Source organism: Micromonospora sp. CNZ296 (genome assembly GCF_007827635.1).
In genome coordinates this window covers 352,277-368,445 of the sequence record NZ_VISW01000001.1, presented here as the reverse complement: position 1 = coordinate 368,445, position 16,169 = coordinate 352,277, and the positions used below count along the sequence as shown (strand labels likewise).

The following is a 16,169-nucleotide window of genomic DNA, read 5'->3' as shown; positions in this document are numbered from 1 at the left end:
CATACTGGCGCGTCACAGACCGGGCACCGACGGCCCGGCCTGCGAAAACGCGTACCGGATGGGTCAGCGCGCCCCGGCGGGGACCTTGCGGGTCCGCGTCTTGGCGCTGCCGTTGGCCTTGGCCGCCCGGGTGGTGGCCGCCTTGGCGCCCTTGGCCTCGCCGTCGAGCTTGAGGATCGGCCGCAGGAACTGCCCGGTGTGGCTCTCCGGCACCTCGGCGACCTCCTCCGGCGTGCCGGTGGCGAGCACGGTGCCGCCCCGGTGGCCGCCCTCGGGGCCCATGTCGATGAGCCAGTCGGCCGTCTTGATCACGTCGAGGTTGTGCTCGATGGTGATGACCGTGTTGCCCTTGTCGACCAGGCCCTCCAGCACCATCAGCAGCTTGCGGATGTCCTCGAAGTGCAGGCCGGTGGTGGGCTCGTCGAGCACGTAGACGGTGCGGCCGGTGGAGCGCTTCTGGAGTTCGGAGGCGAGCTTGACGCGCTGCGCCTCACCGCCGGACAGCGTCGGCGCGGGCTGGCCGAGGCGGACGTAGCCGAGGCCGACGTCGACGAGCGTCCTGAGGTGCCGGTGGATGGCCGGGATGGCGGAGAAGAACTCGGCCGCCTCCTCGATCGGCATGTCCAGCACCTCGGCGACCGTCTTGCCCTTGTAGTGCACCTCGAGCGTCTCGCGGTTGTAGCGCGCGCCCTTGCACACCTCGCAGGGGACGTAGACGTCCGGCAGGAAGTTCATCTCGATCTTGATCGTGCCGTCACCGGAGCACGCCTCGCAGCGCCCGCCCTTGACGTTGAACGAGAACCGGCCCGGGCCGTACCCGCGCACCTTGGCCTCGGTGGTCTCGGCGAAGAGCTTGCGGATGTGGTCCCAGACACCGGTGTACGTGGCGGGGTTGGAGCGCGGCGTCCGCCCGATCGGCGACTGGTCCACGCCGACGACCTTGTCCACGTTCTCCAGGCCGGTGATCCGGGTGTGCCGGCCGGGCACCAGCCGGGCGCCGTTGATCTGGTTGGCGAGCACGGTGTAGAGGATGTCGTTCACCAGCGTCGACTTGCCCGAGCCGCTGACGCCGGTGACCGCGATGAGCTGGCCGAGCGGGAAGCTCACGGTGAGGTTGCGCAGGTTGTGCTCGCGCGCGCCGTGCACCACCAGCTCGCGCCCCGGCGTCTGCGGCCGGCGGGCGGCCGGCGTCGGGATGGACTTCCGCCCGGCCAGGTACGCCCCGGTGACCGACTCGGTGTTGTCCAGCAGCGCCGGCACCGACCCGCTGTGCACGATCTTGCCGCCGTGCTCGCCCGCGCCCGGGCCGATGTCGACGATCCAGTCCGCCACCCGGATGGTGTCCTCGTCGTGCTCGACCACGATCAGCGTGTTGCCCAGGCCGCGCAGCCGCAGCAGCGTCTCGATGAGCCGGTGGTTGTCGCGCTGGTGCAGGCCGATCGACGGCTCGTCGAGCACGTAGAGCACGCCGACCAGGCCGGAGCCGATCTGGGTGGCCAGCCGGATGCGCTGGGCCTCACCGCCGGAGAGCGTGCCGGCCGGGCGGTCCAGCGAGAGGTAGTCCAGACCGACGTCGAGCAGGAACTTCAGCCGGGCGTTGATCTCCTTGAGGACCCGCTCGGCGATCATCTTCTGCCGGTCGGTCAGCTCGATGCCGGCGAGCAGGTCGGCCGCCTCGCCGACGGAGAGGTTGCAGACCTCGGCGATGCTCTTGCCCGCCAGGGTGACCGCGAGCACCTCCGGCTTGAGCCGGGTGCCGCCGCAGGCCGCGCAGGGCACGTCCCGCATGTAGCCCTCGTACTTGTCCCGGGACCACTCCGACTCGGTGTCGGTGTGCCGGCGCTCGATCCACTGCACCACGCCCTCGAAGCCGGTGTAGTAGGAGCGCTCACGGCCGTACTTGTTGCGGTAGCGCACGTGCACCTGGTCGTCGGAGCCGTGCAGGATCGTCTTCTGCGCCCGCGACGGCAGCGCCCGCCACGGGGTGTCGATGTCGAAGTGCTCGGCCTCGCCGAGCGCCTCCAGCAGCCGCAGGAAGTATTCGAGGTTGTGGCCGGTGGCCCAGGGCTGGATCGCGCCCTCGCGCAGCGTGCGCTCCGGGTCGGGGATGACCAGCTCGGGGTCCACCTCCTTCTTGGTGCCGAGGCCGGTGCACTCCGGGCAGGCGCCGTACGGGGCGTTGAAGGAGAAGACGCGGGGTTCCAGATCCTCGATCGCGAGGGGGTGGTCGTTCGGGCAGGCCAGGTGCTCGGAGTAGCGGCGCTCCCGGGCCGGGTCGTCCTCCGGCAGGTCGACGAAGTCGAGCAGCACCAGGCCGCCGGACAGGCCGAGCGCGGCCTCGACCGAGTCGGTGAGCCGCTGCTTGGCACTCGGCTTGACGCTGAGCCGGTCGATCACCACCTCGATGGTGTGCTTCTCCTGCTTCTTGAGCTTCGGCGGCTCGGTCAGCGGGTGCACCACGCCGTCGACCCGGGCGCGGGCGTAGCCCTTGGCCTGGAGTTCGGCGAACAGGTCGACGTACTCGCCCTTGCGGCCGCGCACCACCGGCGCGAGCACCATGAACCGGGTGCCCTCGGCCATGGCCAGGACGCGGTCGACGATCTGCTGCGGGCTCTGCTTGGAGATCCGCTCGCCGCAGATCGGGCAGTGCGGCTCGCCGATGCGGGCGAACAGCAGGCGGAGGTAGTCGTAGACCTCGGTGATCGTGCCGACGGTGGAGCGCGGGTTGCGCGAGGTGGACTTCTGGTCGATGGAGACGGCGGGACTGAGGCCCTCGATGAAGTCGACGTCGGGCTTGTCCATCTGGCCGAGGAACTGCCGGGCGTACGACGACAGCGACTCGACGTAGCGGCGCTGGCCCTCGGCGAAGATGGTGTCGAACGCCAGGCTCGACTTGCCCGAACCGGAGAGCCCGGTGAAGACGATCAGGGCGTCCCGGGGCAGGTCGAGACTGACGTCACGCAGGTTGTGCTCGCGCGCGCCACGGATGATCAGTCGGTCGGCCACGGTGCGTGTGCTCCCGGAAGAAGAATATGAGGCGGATCTGTGCACCAGACGCCGGGTCTGGGTGGTTTTCACAGGTTGTCGGGCGCAGAAAAGACGCCTCGGCAACTCTAGCCCCGACGTATGACAACTTCCGTCGCGCGAACATTCCCCCAGCTCAGGCCGGTCGGGCGGGAACCACGCAGGTCCACCCGACCGGCCCGGGCCGGCTCAGAATGCCCCGGGTGTGGGCGGGGTCGCCGGACGTCCGGTGCGTCGCCGCCCGGCCCGCCATCCGCCCCGCCGTTCGGCCGCCAGCCGGGCCGCGCGGCGACCGCCCTCGTGCTCGATCTCCCGCTGCAACCGGCGCCAGCTCTCCCAGCGGCGCACCGGCAGCTCGCCGTCGTCCATCGCGGCCCGCACCGCGCAGCCCGGCTCGGCGTCGTGGGCGCAGTCGGCGTACCGGCAGCCGGCGGCCAGCTCGGTGATGTCGGCGAACGCCCGGTCCAGGCCGGCCGCGCCGTCGAGCAGGCCGACCGCCCGTACGCCCGGGGTGTCCAGCACCGCTCCCCCACCCGGCAGCGGCACCAGCGACCGCCAGGTGGTGGTGTGCCGGCCCTTGCCGTCGACCCGGCGGATCGCCTGGGTGCGCATCACGTCCGCCCCGGCCAGCGCGTTGACCAGGCTCGACTTGCCGGCGCCGGAGGGGCCGAGCAGGCCGAGCGTGCGCCCCGGGGCGACGTGCCTGCGCAGCGGCGCCAGGCCGGTGCCCCGCTCCGCGCTGACCGGCAGCACCGGCACCCCCGGCGCGAGGTCGGCCAGTTGCCGGGCCACCGCCGCCGGGTCGGCGGCCAGGTCGGCCTTGGTGAGCACGACGAGCGGCTCCGCCCCGGATTCGTGCACCAGGGAGAGCAGCCGTTCGATCCGCGCGGCGTCCGGTTCCGGGTGCACCGGCTCGACCACCGCGGCGGCGTCGAGGTTGGCGGCCAGCACCTGGCCGCTGGCGTCCTTGCCCGCGGTACGCCGCACCAGCGCGGTACGCCGCGGCAGCACCGCCTCCACCGTGACCGGGCCGTCCGGCCAGGTGGACAGCAGCACCCAGTCACCCGCGCAGGGCAGCGCGGTCAGGTCGCGGGCGGCGGCGGACAGCACGCCGCCGCCGAGGCTGGCCCGCACCGGCCCCTGCGGGCACAGCACGGTGCAGACGCCCCGGTCCACCCGGGCGACCCGCCCGGGACGGTGGCCGGCGCGCCGGTCGAGATGGGCCGCCCAGCCGGCGTCCCAGCCGAGGGCGGTCAGATCGAGAGTCATGGTGTCCTCATCGGTGTCGAGGGGAGGTACGGCGGAACACACGCGCTGCGACCGGCATGCGCACCACCTCCCCTCCGACTCCCGGTGCCGCGTACCCGACGACGTGGAGCCCGGCGCGTCCGGCGCCGGCCCTATGTCGTCGGCCCCGACGGTAGGTGGCACGCCGACGCGCCGAAAGCGATTTCCCCCCGGGCACGGCCCGGTCCGGCCCGCTAGGGTCGGACGGGTGAGAACGCGATGACCGCCGACCCCCTGCTGCTGACCGGCGCGCTGGCCGAGGCGAACGACCGGCTGCTGCGTACCGTGTCCGGTCTGACCGCCGCGGACGTCGCGGCGCCCTCGCTGCTGCCGGGCTGGACCCGCGCGCACGTGCTCACCCACCTGGCCCGCAACGCCGACGGGTTCGTCAACCTGCTCACCTCGGCGCGCACCGGCGAGGAGATCCCGATGTACGCCTCGGCGCAGGCCCGCGCCGACGACATCGACGCCGGCGCCGACCGCGGCCCGGCCGACCTGCTGGACGACGTACGCCGCAGCGGCCAGCGCTTCGACGCGGCGGTCGCGGCGATGCCCGTGGACGCCTGGGGCGCCACGGTGCAGACCCGGCGTGGCCCGTGGCCGGCGGCGATGCTGGTCTGGGGGCGGCTGCGCGAGGTCGAGGTGCACCACGTCGACCTGGCGGCCGGTTACCGGCCCGCGGACTGGCCGGAGGCGTTCGCCCAGCGGCTGCTGCACGAGGTGGTGACCGGGCTGGCCGGCAACCCGGCCGCACCGGCCATGGTGCTGCGTTTCGACGGCGCGGCGTCCGAACTCGTCGTGGGTGACCCGGAGGGGGCGCCCACGGTCACCGGCCCCGCGCCGGAACTCGCCGCCTGGCTGACCGGCCGGGGCGCGGGCGAGCTGCTCACCGTCGAACCCGACGGCCCCCTGCCGAACCCACCGGAATGGATCTGAACATCGTCATGACCTACACCGGAGACGTCACGCCCGGCGGTCCGCCGGCCGTGCGCGAGCTCGACCGGCTCACCGTCACCAAGCTGTCGGTGGGCCCGATGGACAACAACGCCTATCTGCTGCGCTGCAACGCCACCGGCGAGCAGGTGCTGATCGACGCCGCGAACGAGGCGCCGCGCCTGCTGGAGCTGGTCGGCGACGGCGGGCTGGCCGCCGTGGTGACCACCCACCAGCACATGGACCACTGGGTCGCGCTGGAGGAGGTGGTGGCCAAGACCGGGGCGCGCGCGCTGGTGCACGCCGACGACGCCGAGGGCCTGCCCATCGAGGCCGAGCGGCTCGCCGACGGCGACACGGTGCCGGTCGGTGACTGCGGGCTGGAGGTCATCCACCTGCGCGGGCACACACCGGGCTCGATCGCGCTGCTCTACCGCGACCCGGCCGGCACCCCGCATCTCTTCACCGGGGACTCCCTCTTCCCGGGTGGCGTGGGAAACACGGACCAGGATCCGGAGCGCTTCGGCCGGCTCATCGACGACGTCGAGGCCAAGCTGTTCGACCGGCTGCCGGACGACACCTGGTTCTACCCGGGCCACGGCAAGGACAGCACCATCGGCGCCGAGCGGCCCGCGTTGCCGCAGTGGCGCGCCCGCGGCTGGTGAGGACGCCCGGCCCGGCCTCCCCCGTGACGGCCGGGCCGGGCGCGGTCAGGCAGTGAGCGCCCGCAGCCGGCGCCGGGTGGCGAGCAGCACCGGGCCGGCCAGCAGCAGCCCGACCGCCATGGTCAGCACCGTGGGGTTGAGCGCCCCGGGGAGCAGGCCGGTCAGCGCCCGCGCGGCGAGCCCCAGCGCCACGTAGAGCCCGGCCCACGCGGTCGCCCCGGCCGCCGCGCAGACCAGGAACCGCCGGTACGACATCCGCAGCCCGCCCGCGGCCAGCGGCAGCAACGCGTTGAACACCGGCAGGAACGGCGCCACCAGCACGATCCGTCCTCCGCCGCGGTGCAGCAGCGTCTCGGCTGCGGCCCAGCGGGACTCGCCGATCCAGCCGCCCACCCGGCTGTCCCGCAGCCGCCCGCCCCAGCGCCGGCCGGCGAAGAAACTCAGCGACCAGCCGACCAGGCAGCCCGCGACCACCGCCGCGACGGTGAGCGCCCCACCGGCCGGACGACCCGCGCCGACCGCGGCCAGGACCGCGGCGTCGCCGGGCACCAGCACCCCGATCAGGGGTACGGCGTCGGCGAGCATGACCACGCCGAGCAGCCCCATCAACAGGGTGGTGGGCAGCTCACCGGCGGCGGCCACGAGTTCGTTCATGAGCTGCACGCTATGCGGCGGCGGCACGCGGGCGCATCGGGCATGATCCCCCAGTGGTCCCCGACACCCGGCCGGGGAGACCCCTAGGGTCAGCCGGGCTCATCGGGGCCGGAGCACCTGCACCCGGCGTACCGGGGAGTCGACCGAGGGTTCGGTGGTCGGCACCGGGTAGCTCGCCACCAGTTCCAGCCCGTCCGGCGGCAGGTGGCCCCGGTCCGGGTCACCGACCAGCACCTGCACGCCGTGCGCGGCGCAGCGCCGCAGGTAGGGCAGGACCCGGGCGGCCAGGCCCGCGTCGTAGAGGGCGTCCCCTGCCACCAGCAGGTCGGCGCCGGTCACCCCGTCGAGCAGGTCGGCGCCGTCGGCTGTCACCCGGACCCGGTTGGCCCGGGCATTGACGGTGACCGCCGCCACCGCGTACGGGTCGATGTCGTTGGCGATGACCTGGTCGGCCCCGGCGAGCGCGGCGGCGATGGCGACCAGCCCCGAGCCGGCCCCCAGGTCGAGCACCCGCCGCCCGGCGGCCAGCTCCGGGTGGTCCAGCAGGTGCCGGGCGAGCGCCTGGCCACCGGCCCAGACCGACGCCCAGTACGGCGGCGGCAGCGACCGCCCGGCGGCGGCCTCCATCCGGGCCCACCACAGGATGGCGTCCTCGGCCAGGTACAGGCGCACCTCCGGCACGAACGGCGTACCGACCAGGCGCAGGCGGTCCGGGCCCCCGCCGGGCGCCGCGATCTCCTGCTCCAGGTCGGCCAGAGCCGTCTGCCTGCTCATCGGGGCAAGCATGCCGTGCCCGGCCCGACGGCGGGGTCTTTTTCCGGTCGCGCACGTATTCACGGGCGCGCCGCGCGCTTCCGGCAGCGGATTCCGGTCCGGACGGTTACTGTCAGGGTGGTACAGGGCGATCACCGGCCGCGGAGCCGGTGCTCGCTCGCATTGAACAGGGAGAGACGCATGGCAACCGGCACGGTCAAGTGGTTCAACTCGGAAAAGGGCTTCGGCTTCATCGAGCAGGACGGCGGAGGCCCGGACGTGTTCGTCCACTACTCGGCCATCCAGAGCAGTGGCTACCGCGAGCTGAACGAGGGCCAGAAGGTCGAGTTCGAGGTGACCCAGGGGCAGAAGGGCCCGCAGGCGGACAACGTTCGTCCGATGTAACGCGTGCCGGTGGCGGCGGTCGGGCTCCGACCGCCGCCGCAGTGCATCCTCAGAACGGCGCGGCCGGCAGGTCGCGCCGTTTCCGTAGTGGCCCGGCCAGCAGGATCAGCGGGGTCAGCGCCAGCCAGGCGGTCATCACCCGGATCGCGCCGCCCGGCCCCCACGCCGCGCCCAGCGCCCCGGCGAGCAGGGCGGCCAGCGGAATCGTCCCGTAGTTGAGCAGCTGCATGCTCACCGTGACGCGGCCGAGCAGCCGGTACGGCGTGTACGTCTGCCGGAAACTGCCCTTGACCACGTTGCCGACGGCGACGCCGAGGCTCACCAGGATCCCGCCGAGCACCAGCCAGCCGGTGCGCGCGCCGGGCCCGGCGAGCGGGATCAGCAGCGCGGGCGGGCCGGTGAGGGCACCGGCGACCAGCAGCGTCCGGGCGCTGCCGAGCCGCCGGGACAGGCGCGCGGCCAGCGCGGCGCCGATCACGCCGCCGAGGCTGGCGAGTCCGATCAGGAGGCCGACCAGCCCGGCGGGCAGCTCGGCCGAGCGGACCAGGAACACCACGAGCACGGCCTGGTAGCCGGTGAGCCCGATGTTGCTGGCCGCCCCGAAGACCGTCAGCACCCGCAGGTACGGGTCGCGGACGACGAACCGCAGCCCGGCGGCGACCTCGCGGCGCAGCGACGTCGTCCCGGCGGGACGGTGCGGCCGGGGTTCGGCCGCGCGGATGCGGCGCAGGCACAGCGCGGAGAGCAGGAAGCTCAGCGCGTCCAGCGCCACCGCGGCCACCGCGCCGACGAGCTGGGCGACCAGGCCGGCCAGCCCGGGCCCGACCAGGTAGCTCGCGGTCTGGGTGGCGTGCAGGCGGGCGTTGGCCTCGGGCACCTGCCCGGGACGCAGCAGCGTGGGCAGGTAGACCTGGTCGGCGGTCTCGAAGAAGACCCGGGCCAGTCCGGCGCCCAGCGCCACGACCAGCAGGTGGCCGACGGTGAGCAGGCCGAGCAGGGCGGCCACCGGCACGCTCGCGAACAGCGCGGCGGCGACCAGGTCGGCGGCGATCATCACGGGCCGGCGGCGGACGCGGTCGACCCACGCCCCGACCGGCAGCCCGGCGAGCAGCCACGGCAGCCACGCCGCCGCGGTGAGCACCGCCACCTGGAACGTGGTCGCGTCGAGCACCGCGACCGCGACCAGCGGCAGCGCCACGACGGTCATGTTGTTGCCCACGGCGCTGACCGTGTGGGCGGTCCAGAGCAGCCGGAAGTCGCGGTGCCGGAACAAGCCGCCGGGCGGCGCGTCGACCGGGCCGGACGTCCGCGCGGTGGCGGTCACGGCCGGCCCGGGACGCCGTGGGCGAACACGAAGACCGGTTCGCGGCGGCGCCCGTCGTCGGGCACCGTCCGGTCGGCCCACCGGGCCAGCAGCTCGATCACCTCGCGGCTGAGTTCGGCCAGCTCGTCCGGGGTCAGGTGCAGCCACTTGTCGGTGCTGAACGGCCCTTCGCCCCACGCGGCGTGCGCCTCGTCGGGCGCCGCCTGCCAGGCGCGGACCAGCTCGGCGTGCCGCTCCAGGTTGAGTGAACTGGCCGCGTCGGCCACCACCCGGGCCGCCGGGTCGTCGTCGAAGTCGCTGTTGGACCAGCGCACCCCCCGGTCGCGCAGCCGCCACCAGCGTTCCCGGCGGTCGCGGGCCAGCTCGGGCGCCTCGACCAGCAGGTCCGCGGCGGCGAGCACCTTGAGGTGGTGGCTCACGTTCGCCGGCGCCTGGCCGGTGTGCTCGGCGAGCGTGCCGACTGTGCACGGGCCGTACACCTTGAGCACGTCCATGAGCCGGCGGCGCAGTGGGTGGGCGAGCGCGGCGAGCACCCGCGAGTCGGTGACCTGCCGGACCGTGGGCTGTTCCATCCGGCGAGTCTGACATTCGCAAGAGCTGTTGCGCAATATCTCTTGCCGAATGAGCCGGACCGGGGCGCCGCGACACGACGGTCGCGGCGCCGGACGGTCAGGCGGTCAGCCGGCGGGACAGTTCGTCGGCCACGTCCCGGGCGATCTGCGGCGGGATGGCCTCGGCGATCTTCTCCGGCGGCAGCCCGGCCAGCACCCCGGAGACGATCTGCTGCTCGTCGGTGAAGTCCTTGCCGGACAACTCGTTCACCTGCGCCACGAGTGCCGGCCAGGCGCGCAGCATCGCCAGCATCTGCTGCAACGGCGAGTTCGCCATGGGCGGGTTGACCAGCCCGGTGGTGTTCGCCGGCGAGATGAGCCAGTTGCGCAGGTTCTGCAGGTCGGCCAGGACGTCGCCGACCGTACGGCTCTTCGAGCCGGTGTTCCCGATGAGCTTGTCGGTCTGTTCCATGTCGTCCTCCGGTTTCACGACGGCGATCATCCCGATCGCGGTGAGGTAGCGGCGGAACAGCGGGGTCTGGTCCCGCCCCGCCTTTGTGGAGTCGCGGAAGAAGCTGAAGTGGGTGTGGAACAGGTGGCTGCTGTCGCCGCCGGTCCGCCGTCCCAGCCGGTCCCAGCGGCGCACCGTCCGCCCGTCCGGGGAGTAGATGATCTCCCGGATGTCCCGGGTGTCGGCCGCGTTCGCGGCGCACTGCGCCACCATCCAGGCGGAGAAGGTCCGCAGGTTGTGCGTGCCGCCGCCGGAGCGGACCGAGAACGTGCCGACGTCCAGCGCTGACGCGTACAACGTGAGCCCGGACCGGTCCCGGCTGGACTCCACCACCGAGTAGTCGTTCGTGACGACCCGGTCGGAGCCGCAGTGGTAACCGCCACGGTGGTTCACGTCGCCGACGATGCCGACCTCCGCCGGCTCCAGGTCGTCGGCGCGTACGGCGTTCTTGTCGACGTTGAGATAGGTGAGTAACAGGTTCCGGACGGCCAGCAGGTTCGCCGGGGCCGACGTCATGGCAGCTCCCCTTCCGATCGATGACCGGCGAGGGCACGACAATCACACCGCGTGATGACATGCGATCCGCGGACGCGCCCCGCCGGATAACTGCACGGCACCGGGCACTTGCTCCGAGCTTAACCACGGTTAGGCAGAAGTGCCCAGCTCAGGGGCGCTTTTTTGAACTATCAGCCCGCTGTGGACGGTGCCGGCACGAGCGGCAGCACCAACACCGAGGGATGCTCACGATCGTGGAGGATCTCCCGCCAGCCAGCACGGAGGGTCACAGCGGTGCCGAGCGGCTCACCGGTGCCGGGGTTGCGCGCGTAGCGGGGGTGGGCGCCACCGGAGACCTGCACCCGCAGCCGGTGCCCGGACGCGAAGCGGTACGCCGTCGGCCAGAGCGTCACCGGCACGGTGACCACTCCGGACGGATCACGCGGGAACCGCCCGGGCTCGACGCGGACCAGGCCGTCGCAGACGTTCCAGGAGCGCCCGCGCCGGTCCACGTCGCACAGACGCACGAACACGTCCAGGTACGACAGTTCGCTGCGCAGGTGGATCTCGGCGCGTACCGGCCCGGCCACCTCGACCGGGTCGCGCAGCGGCTCGCTGGTGTAGGTGAGCACGTCCGGGCGCGCCTCGACCGGCCGGTTGTCCACCGCGCCGGCCCGCTGGGCCACCAGCAGCGGGCCACCGAGCGACGGGGTGGGGTCGGCCGGGTCGTACCAGATCCGGTCCGGTGCGCCGTGCTCCTGCGGTTCCGGGGCCAGCCCGCCGGCGGATCGCAGGTGCCATCGCGCGGGTGTGGCCGGTGGCGGCCAGTCCGGCAGGTCGCGCCAGCCGCCGCCGTCGCCGCCGACGTGCACCCGTACCGGCGCGCGTTCCGGCCCGGGCCGCCCGGCCAGGTGGGTGTCGAGCCAGTCCAGGCCCTCCCGCAGCGACGCCAGGAGCAGCCCCGGGCTGCCGTGCGTCCACGGCCCGACGACCAGGCGGGTCCGCGTCCCGGCGGCCCGCAGACGGGCGTAGTCGTCGAGCTGGGCCGGCAGGAAGATGTCCTGCCAGCCGCTGACCATCGCCACCGGGGCCCGGACCTCGGTGATCCGGTCGCCGAAGACCCGGGTACGCCAGTAGTCGGCGTCGGGGGTGTGGTGACGCAGCCACTCCTGGAAGAACGGCACCGTCACGCCGGTGGCGACCCGGTCCGCCTCGGCCAGCGGCAGGTGCGCCAGGGCGCGGGCGAGCCGGGGCTGGCCGCGTTTGAGCTCCCACTGCCGAGCCAGCCAGGGCACCGTCTGCGCCTGGAGCAGCTCGGCCCAGGTGAGCACCGTGTCCAGCGCGAACGACTCCCCCGCGTACGTGGAGTCGCGGGTGGCCGACGCGGTCACCACGGCGACCATCGCCCGCAGCTCGTCGCCCGCCTCGGCGGCGAGCGCCCACTGCACGAAGCCCTGGTAGCTGGCGCCGAACATGCCGAACGCGCCGGTCCACCACCGCTGGCGGCGCAGCCAGTCCAGCGTGTCCAGGCCGTCGTCGCGCTCGTGCACGAGCGGCGCGAACTCGCCGCCGGAACCGAACGTGCCGCGGCACGACTGGATCACCACGTGGAAACCCCGCTCGGCGATCAGGCGGCCCAGCAGCCGGACCGGCCCGCCCCGCCCGTACGGGGTGCGGATCAGCACGCACGGCGCGGCGGGCAGACCGGGCGCGTAGTGGTCGGTGCGCAGCGTCACCCCGTCGCGTACCCGGACCGGGATGTCCCGGGTGACGGCGACCCGCCCGGTGCGGGCGGCGGGCAGTCGCAGCGCCGCGGTGGCGGCCCGGGTGACCAGCCGCATGATCAGTCGGCCGGGCCGGAGGCGTCGCCGCGACGGGGAGCGGCGCGGATCTCGTCCCGGTGGGTACGCATGGAGTGCACCATCTCGGCCATGAACCGGTGCACCACGGCCAGCTCGTCGTCGCTGAAGCGGTCCATCACCTCGTCGGTACGGCGACCCAGCGGCCCGAAGAAGCTCTGCGCCAGCGTCGCGCCGCGGTCGGCGTAGTGCAGGAGGATCTTGCGACGGTCGGCGGTGTCCCGGTCGCGCCGGATGTGGCCGCCGCGCTCCAGCCGGTCGACCAGCGCGGTCACCGAGCCGGAGGAGAGGTTGAGCGCCTCGCCGAGCCGGCCGGGGGTGATCGGGTCGCCCACCAGCTCGGCCTCCATGACCGCGATCAGGGCGTACAGGTCGGTGGCGTTGAGTCCGTGCAGCCCGGCGAACGCGTGCCCGATGTGCTGCGCGTCGACCGAGTAACGACGCAGGTCGTTGGTGATGTCGGCCACCATGCGCCCGCGTGGGTCGTCACGTCGCCGGTACATCCTGTGCGCCGCCACCGCTTGCCGCCACCCCCTGTCGAACAGTTCCGGTTGCAGCATAGAACCACCGCGGATAATCTCGCTCATCAAGATACTCGTTAAGAGAGAATCCCCCGCGACCAATATGTGAGGGCATCAGATGTCTCTGTTCACCCGCGTCGTCCGGGGCCGGCTGGCCGCCTGGCTCACGCTGGCCGCCGCACTCGTCGTCGGCGTGGTCGCCTTCGGGCTACCGAAGCCGGACAATCCGGCGCCCGTCTCCGACACCGGCCTGTCCGTGGAGTGGCAGTCGACGCAGGTCGAGCGGCTCCAGGAGCAGTTGCCCTCCAAGGACGCCCAGACCGCCCTGGTGGTGGTCAGCCGCGCCGACCGGGCCCCGTTGAGCGGGGCCGACCGCAGCGTGCTCGACGGCCTCGGCGGCGAGTTGAGCTCGCTCGCCGCCGGCGGGCGGGTCTCCCCCGCCCAGGTCTCCCCGGACGGCACTGTGGCGCTGGTCGCGGTGCCGCTGTCCACCGAGGGCGGCCCGTCGGCGGTGGTCGACGAGGTGGAGAAGCTCCGCGAGGCCGTCGGTGACCTGCCCGGCGAGCTGACCGTCGAGGTCACCGGCGGGCCCGCGTTCACCGCCGACCTGGGCAAGGTGTTCCAGGGCGCGGACACCACCCTGCTGCTGGTCACCGCCGCCGTGGTGGCGGTGCTGCTGCTCGTCACCTACCGCAGCCCGTTCCTGTGGCTGGTACCGCTGCTGGTGGTGGGCGCCACCGAGCAGATCACGCTGCGCGTGGTGGAGTCCCTCGTCCCCGCCTTCGGCATCTACCTGCCCAGCGGGCAGGTCACCGGCATCGCCAGCGTGCTGGTGTTCGGCGCCGCCACCAACTACGCGCTGCTGCTCATCGCCCGCTACCGGGAGGAACTGCGCCGCGAGGAGGACCGGTTCGCCGCCATGCGGTCGGCGCTGCGCCGCACCGCCGAGCCGATCCTGGCCAGCGGCAGCACCGTCGTCCTCGGCGTGCTCACGCTGCTGCTGTCCGAGCAGGAGACCAACCGGGCGCTCGCCCTGGCCTGCGCCACCGGTGTGATCCTCGCCATGCTCTCCGCCCTGTTCGTGCTCCCCGCCGCGCTGCTGCTGTTCGGCCGGGGCCTGTTCTGGCCCTTCGTCCCCCGCGTCGGCAGTGCCGCCCGCGAGGGCCGGATCTGGGGCCGCCTCGGCGAGCTGGTGGTCCGCCGGCCGCTGCCGGTCGCCGCGCTCGCAGTCCTGCTGCTCGCCGGCCTCGCCCTCGGCGGCCTGGGCATCCGCACCGGGCTGTCCGAGACCGAGCAGTTCAGCGAGAAGCCCGAGGCGGTCGCCGGAGCCGAGACGCTCGCCCGGGCGTTCCCGGCCGGCAGCACCCAGCCGGTCGCGGTGCTCACCACCCCGCAGGCCGCCCAGGCGGTCCTCGCCGCGGCGAGCGGCGTCGACGGGGTCGCCTCGGCGCGGCCCGGCGCCGCCGGGGACCGGGTCGCCCAGATCGACGTGGTGCTCACCGCCGAGCCGGGCAGCGCCGCCTCCGACCGGGCCGTGGTGGCGCTGCGCGACGCCGTGTCCGCCGTACCGGACTCGGCACCGCCCGCCGTGGAGGGCGCGGACGCCCCCGACGGTGCCCTGGTCGGTGGCTCGGTCGCGGCCACCTACGACTCGAACGAGGCCAACACCAAGGACCTCCAGCTGATCCTGCCGCTCATCCTGCTGCTGGTCGGCGCGGTGCTGGTGCTGCTGCTGCGCGGGCTCCTGGCGCCGCTGCTGCTGGTGCTCACAGTCATCGGCTCGTTCTTCGCCAGCCTCGGCGCGGCCTGGTTGCTCTTCGACCACGTGCTGGACTTCCCGGCGCTGGACAGCGGGGTGCTGCTGCTCGCGTTCGTGTTCCTGGTGGCGCTCGGCGTCGACTACAACATCTTCCTGGTCACCCGGGCCCGGGAGGACGCGCGCCGCACCGGCACCCGCGACGGCATGCTGTCGGCGCTGCGGGTCACCGGCGGCGTGATCACCAGCGCGGGCATCCTGCTGGCCGCGGTGTTCGCGGTGCTCGGCGTGCTGCCGCTGATCACGCTCACCCAGATCGGCATCATCGTCTGCATCGGCGTGCTGCTGGACACGCTGCTGGTCCGTACCGTCCTGGTGCCGGCGCTGGCGTTCCTGCTCGGCGACCGGTTCTGGTGGCCCGGACGGATCACCCGGGACGCCGACGCGCCCGCCGCGACGCCGGCCGAGCCGGTCGCCGCGCGGGACTGACCAGACGGGCGGGGGCCGGCGCGTACGCCGGCCCCCGCCCGTCCGTCCGGTCGCTCAGAAGCTCAGGCACTCGCACTCGGTCATCAGCGCCCGCACGTTGCGCACGTACTGCGGGTTGGGGATGGTCAGCGGCTGATCCTCCCGCGCGACCGCGCCGTGCCCGTAGTTGTAGGCAGCGATCACGGCGTTGAGCAGGCAGGAGTTCAGCTCGGCGGTGCACAGCGAGGCGTCGAGCCGGTAGTCGGACTCGAAGTACATGTCGCCGATGTACTTGGTCAGCCAGGCCAGGTAGGTGCCGCCCAGATAGGCGTTGTCCCGGTAGGCGTCGATGTCGTACGACTGGCCGAAGCGCTGGTTCATCCACTCCGCCGTGGCCGGCATGACCTGCATCAGCCCGACCCCGCCGTCACAGGCGATGATGTTGGACTGCCACCCGCTCTCCTGCCAGGCGGTGGCCTTCAGCAGCGCCGACGGGATGCGGATGTCCGGCGCCGACGTCGGCCAGTACGTCCGCGCCGCCGCGTCGGCGAGCGCCGCCTTCACCTGACTCTGGCCGGCCTTGGTGCCCCGGTAGCTCGGCTTGCAGCCGTCGTCCGCCGGCTTCGGCGGCGCCGGTGGCACCTGGGTCTCGGTCGGCGGCTTCGGCCGGGCCAGCGGCGCCGTGGTCGTGCGCGACGGCTTCGCCCGCGGCTTCGGTTTCGCCGACGCGCTCGGGCTGGGCCGGCCGCCCATCGCCGCGACCGCCGGCGGCTCCTCGCTCGGCGCGTCGGCGGGCGCCTCCTGCGGTTGCTCCGCCGGGGCCGCCGTGGGCAGGTCCGCAGCGACCTCCCGGACCGGCCGTTCCTCCTCGCCGCACGCCGCCAGCGTGGCCGCCGCGAGCAGCGCCACCACTGTCACGGCCCATCGGCCGAGTCCTCGCCGCATCGGACCTCCCCGTAGTCC

The 16,169-nt window shown here is 73.6% G+C and carries 14 protein-coding genes; 4 read left to right on the top strand and 10 right to left on the bottom strand.

Annotated features, from left to right (window positions below):
* Nucleotides 1-63 precede the first annotated feature (63 nt).
* Together uvrA and rsgA are read right to left on the bottom strand one after the other, a co-directional pair.
* A complete protein-coding gene (gene uvrA, locus FB455_RS01680) occupies nucleotides 64-3,006 on the bottom strand; it encodes an excinuclease ABC subunit UvrA (protein WP_013287474.1) in 2,943 nt (980 codons plus the stop codon).
* 207 nt (nucleotides 3,007-3,213) lie between these two features.
* A complete protein-coding gene (rsgA, locus tag FB455_RS01675) occupies nucleotides 3,214-4,293 on the bottom strand; it encodes a ribosome small subunit-dependent GTPase A (RefSeq protein ID WP_013287475.1) in 1,080 nt (359 codons plus the stop codon).
* Between the two features lie 237 nt (nucleotides 4,294-4,530).
* On the opposite strand from rsgA, the gene FB455_RS01670 reads away from it, so the two are divergent.
* Nucleotides 4,531-5,247, top strand: a complete 717-nt coding sequence (locus FB455_RS01670; protein ID WP_013287476.1) for a maleylpyruvate isomerase family mycothiol-dependent enzyme — start codon at nucleotides 4,531-4,533, stop codon at nucleotides 5,245-5,247.
* Between the two features lie 8 nt (nucleotides 5,248-5,255).
* Complete coding sequence (locus FB455_RS01665; RefSeq protein ID WP_041784581.1) at nucleotides 5,256-5,909, top strand: MBL fold metallo-hydrolase; 654 nt, start codon at nucleotides 5,256-5,258, stop codon at nucleotides 5,907-5,909.
* A 45-nt stretch (nucleotides 5,910-5,954) separates the two neighbouring features.
* On the opposite strand, the gene FB455_RS01660 is transcribed toward FB455_RS01665, so the two are convergent.
* Both FB455_RS01660 and FB455_RS01655 read right to left on the bottom strand, forming a co-directional pair.
* Entirely contained in the window at nucleotides 5,955-6,563 is a 609-nt protein-coding gene (locus FB455_RS01660; protein WP_013287478.1) for a DedA family protein, read from the bottom strand.
* Between the two features lie 99 nt (nucleotides 6,564-6,662).
* Complete coding sequence (locus tag FB455_RS01655; RefSeq protein WP_013475868.1) at nucleotides 6,663-7,337, bottom strand: class I SAM-dependent methyltransferase; 675 nt, start codon at nucleotides 7,335-7,337, stop codon at nucleotides 6,663-6,665.
* 180 nt (nucleotides 7,338-7,517) lie between these two features.
* Here FB455_RS01655 and FB455_RS01650 point away from each other — a divergent pair, with 180 nt between their 5' ends.
* Nucleotides 7,518-7,721: a cold-shock protein gene (locus FB455_RS01650; RefSeq protein WP_013287480.1), complete on the top strand. Its 204-nt coding sequence runs from the start codon at nucleotides 7,518-7,520 to the stop codon at nucleotides 7,719-7,721.
* 49 nt (nucleotides 7,722-7,770) lie between these two features.
* Here FB455_RS01650 and FB455_RS01645 read toward each other — a convergent pair whose 3' ends face one another.
* The 5 genes from FB455_RS01645 to FB455_RS01625 all read right to left on the bottom strand — a co-directional run bounded on the left by FB455_RS01645 (nucleotide 7,771) and on the right by FB455_RS01625 (nucleotide 12,964).
* Nucleotides 7,771-9,045, bottom strand: a complete 1,275-nt coding sequence (locus tag FB455_RS01645) for an MFS transporter (protein WP_013287481.1) — start codon at nucleotides 9,043-9,045, stop codon at nucleotides 7,771-7,773.
* Nucleotides 9,042-9,617: an ArsR/SmtB family transcription factor gene (locus tag FB455_RS01640; protein ID WP_013287482.1), complete on the bottom strand. Its 576-nt coding sequence runs from the start codon at nucleotides 9,615-9,617 to the stop codon at nucleotides 9,042-9,044. Before FB455_RS01640 ends, FB455_RS01645 begins: the two co-directional genes overlap by 4 nt.
* Before the next feature lie 97 nt (nucleotides 9,618-9,714).
* Entirely contained in the window at nucleotides 9,715-10,623 is a 909-nt protein-coding gene (locus tag FB455_RS01635) for a hypothetical protein (protein ID WP_013287483.1), read from the bottom strand.
* Nucleotides 10,624-10,793: 170 nt separating this feature from the next.
* On the bottom strand, nucleotides 10,794-12,443 hold the full coding sequence (locus FB455_RS01630; RefSeq protein ID WP_013287484.1) for a CocE/NonD family hydrolase: 1,650 nt from the start codon (nucleotides 12,441-12,443) through the stop codon (nucleotides 10,794-10,796).
* Nucleotides 12,444-12,445: 2 nt separating this feature from the next.
* On the bottom strand, nucleotides 12,446-12,964 hold the full coding sequence (locus FB455_RS01625) for a MarR family winged helix-turn-helix transcriptional regulator (protein WP_030274141.1): 519 nt from the start codon (nucleotides 12,962-12,964) through the stop codon (nucleotides 12,446-12,448).
* Nucleotides 12,965-13,100: 136 nt separating this feature from the next.
* Between FB455_RS01625 and FB455_RS01620 the strand changes: the two genes are divergently transcribed.
* The gene (locus tag FB455_RS01620) at nucleotides 13,101-15,227 is read left to right on the top strand and encodes an MMPL family transporter (RefSeq protein WP_013287486.1); all 2,127 of its coding nucleotides are present in this window, start codon (nucleotides 13,101-13,103) and stop codon (nucleotides 15,225-15,227) included.
* 54 nt (nucleotides 15,228-15,281) lie between these two features.
* Here the strand turns inward: FB455_RS01620 and FB455_RS01615 are convergent, their stop codons facing one another.
* Nucleotides 15,282-16,151: a transglycosylase SLT domain-containing protein gene (locus FB455_RS01615; RefSeq protein WP_145751928.1), complete on the bottom strand. Its 870-nt coding sequence runs from the start codon at nucleotides 16,149-16,151 to the stop codon at nucleotides 15,282-15,284.
* Between the last annotated feature and the right edge of the window lie 18 nt (nucleotides 16,152-16,169).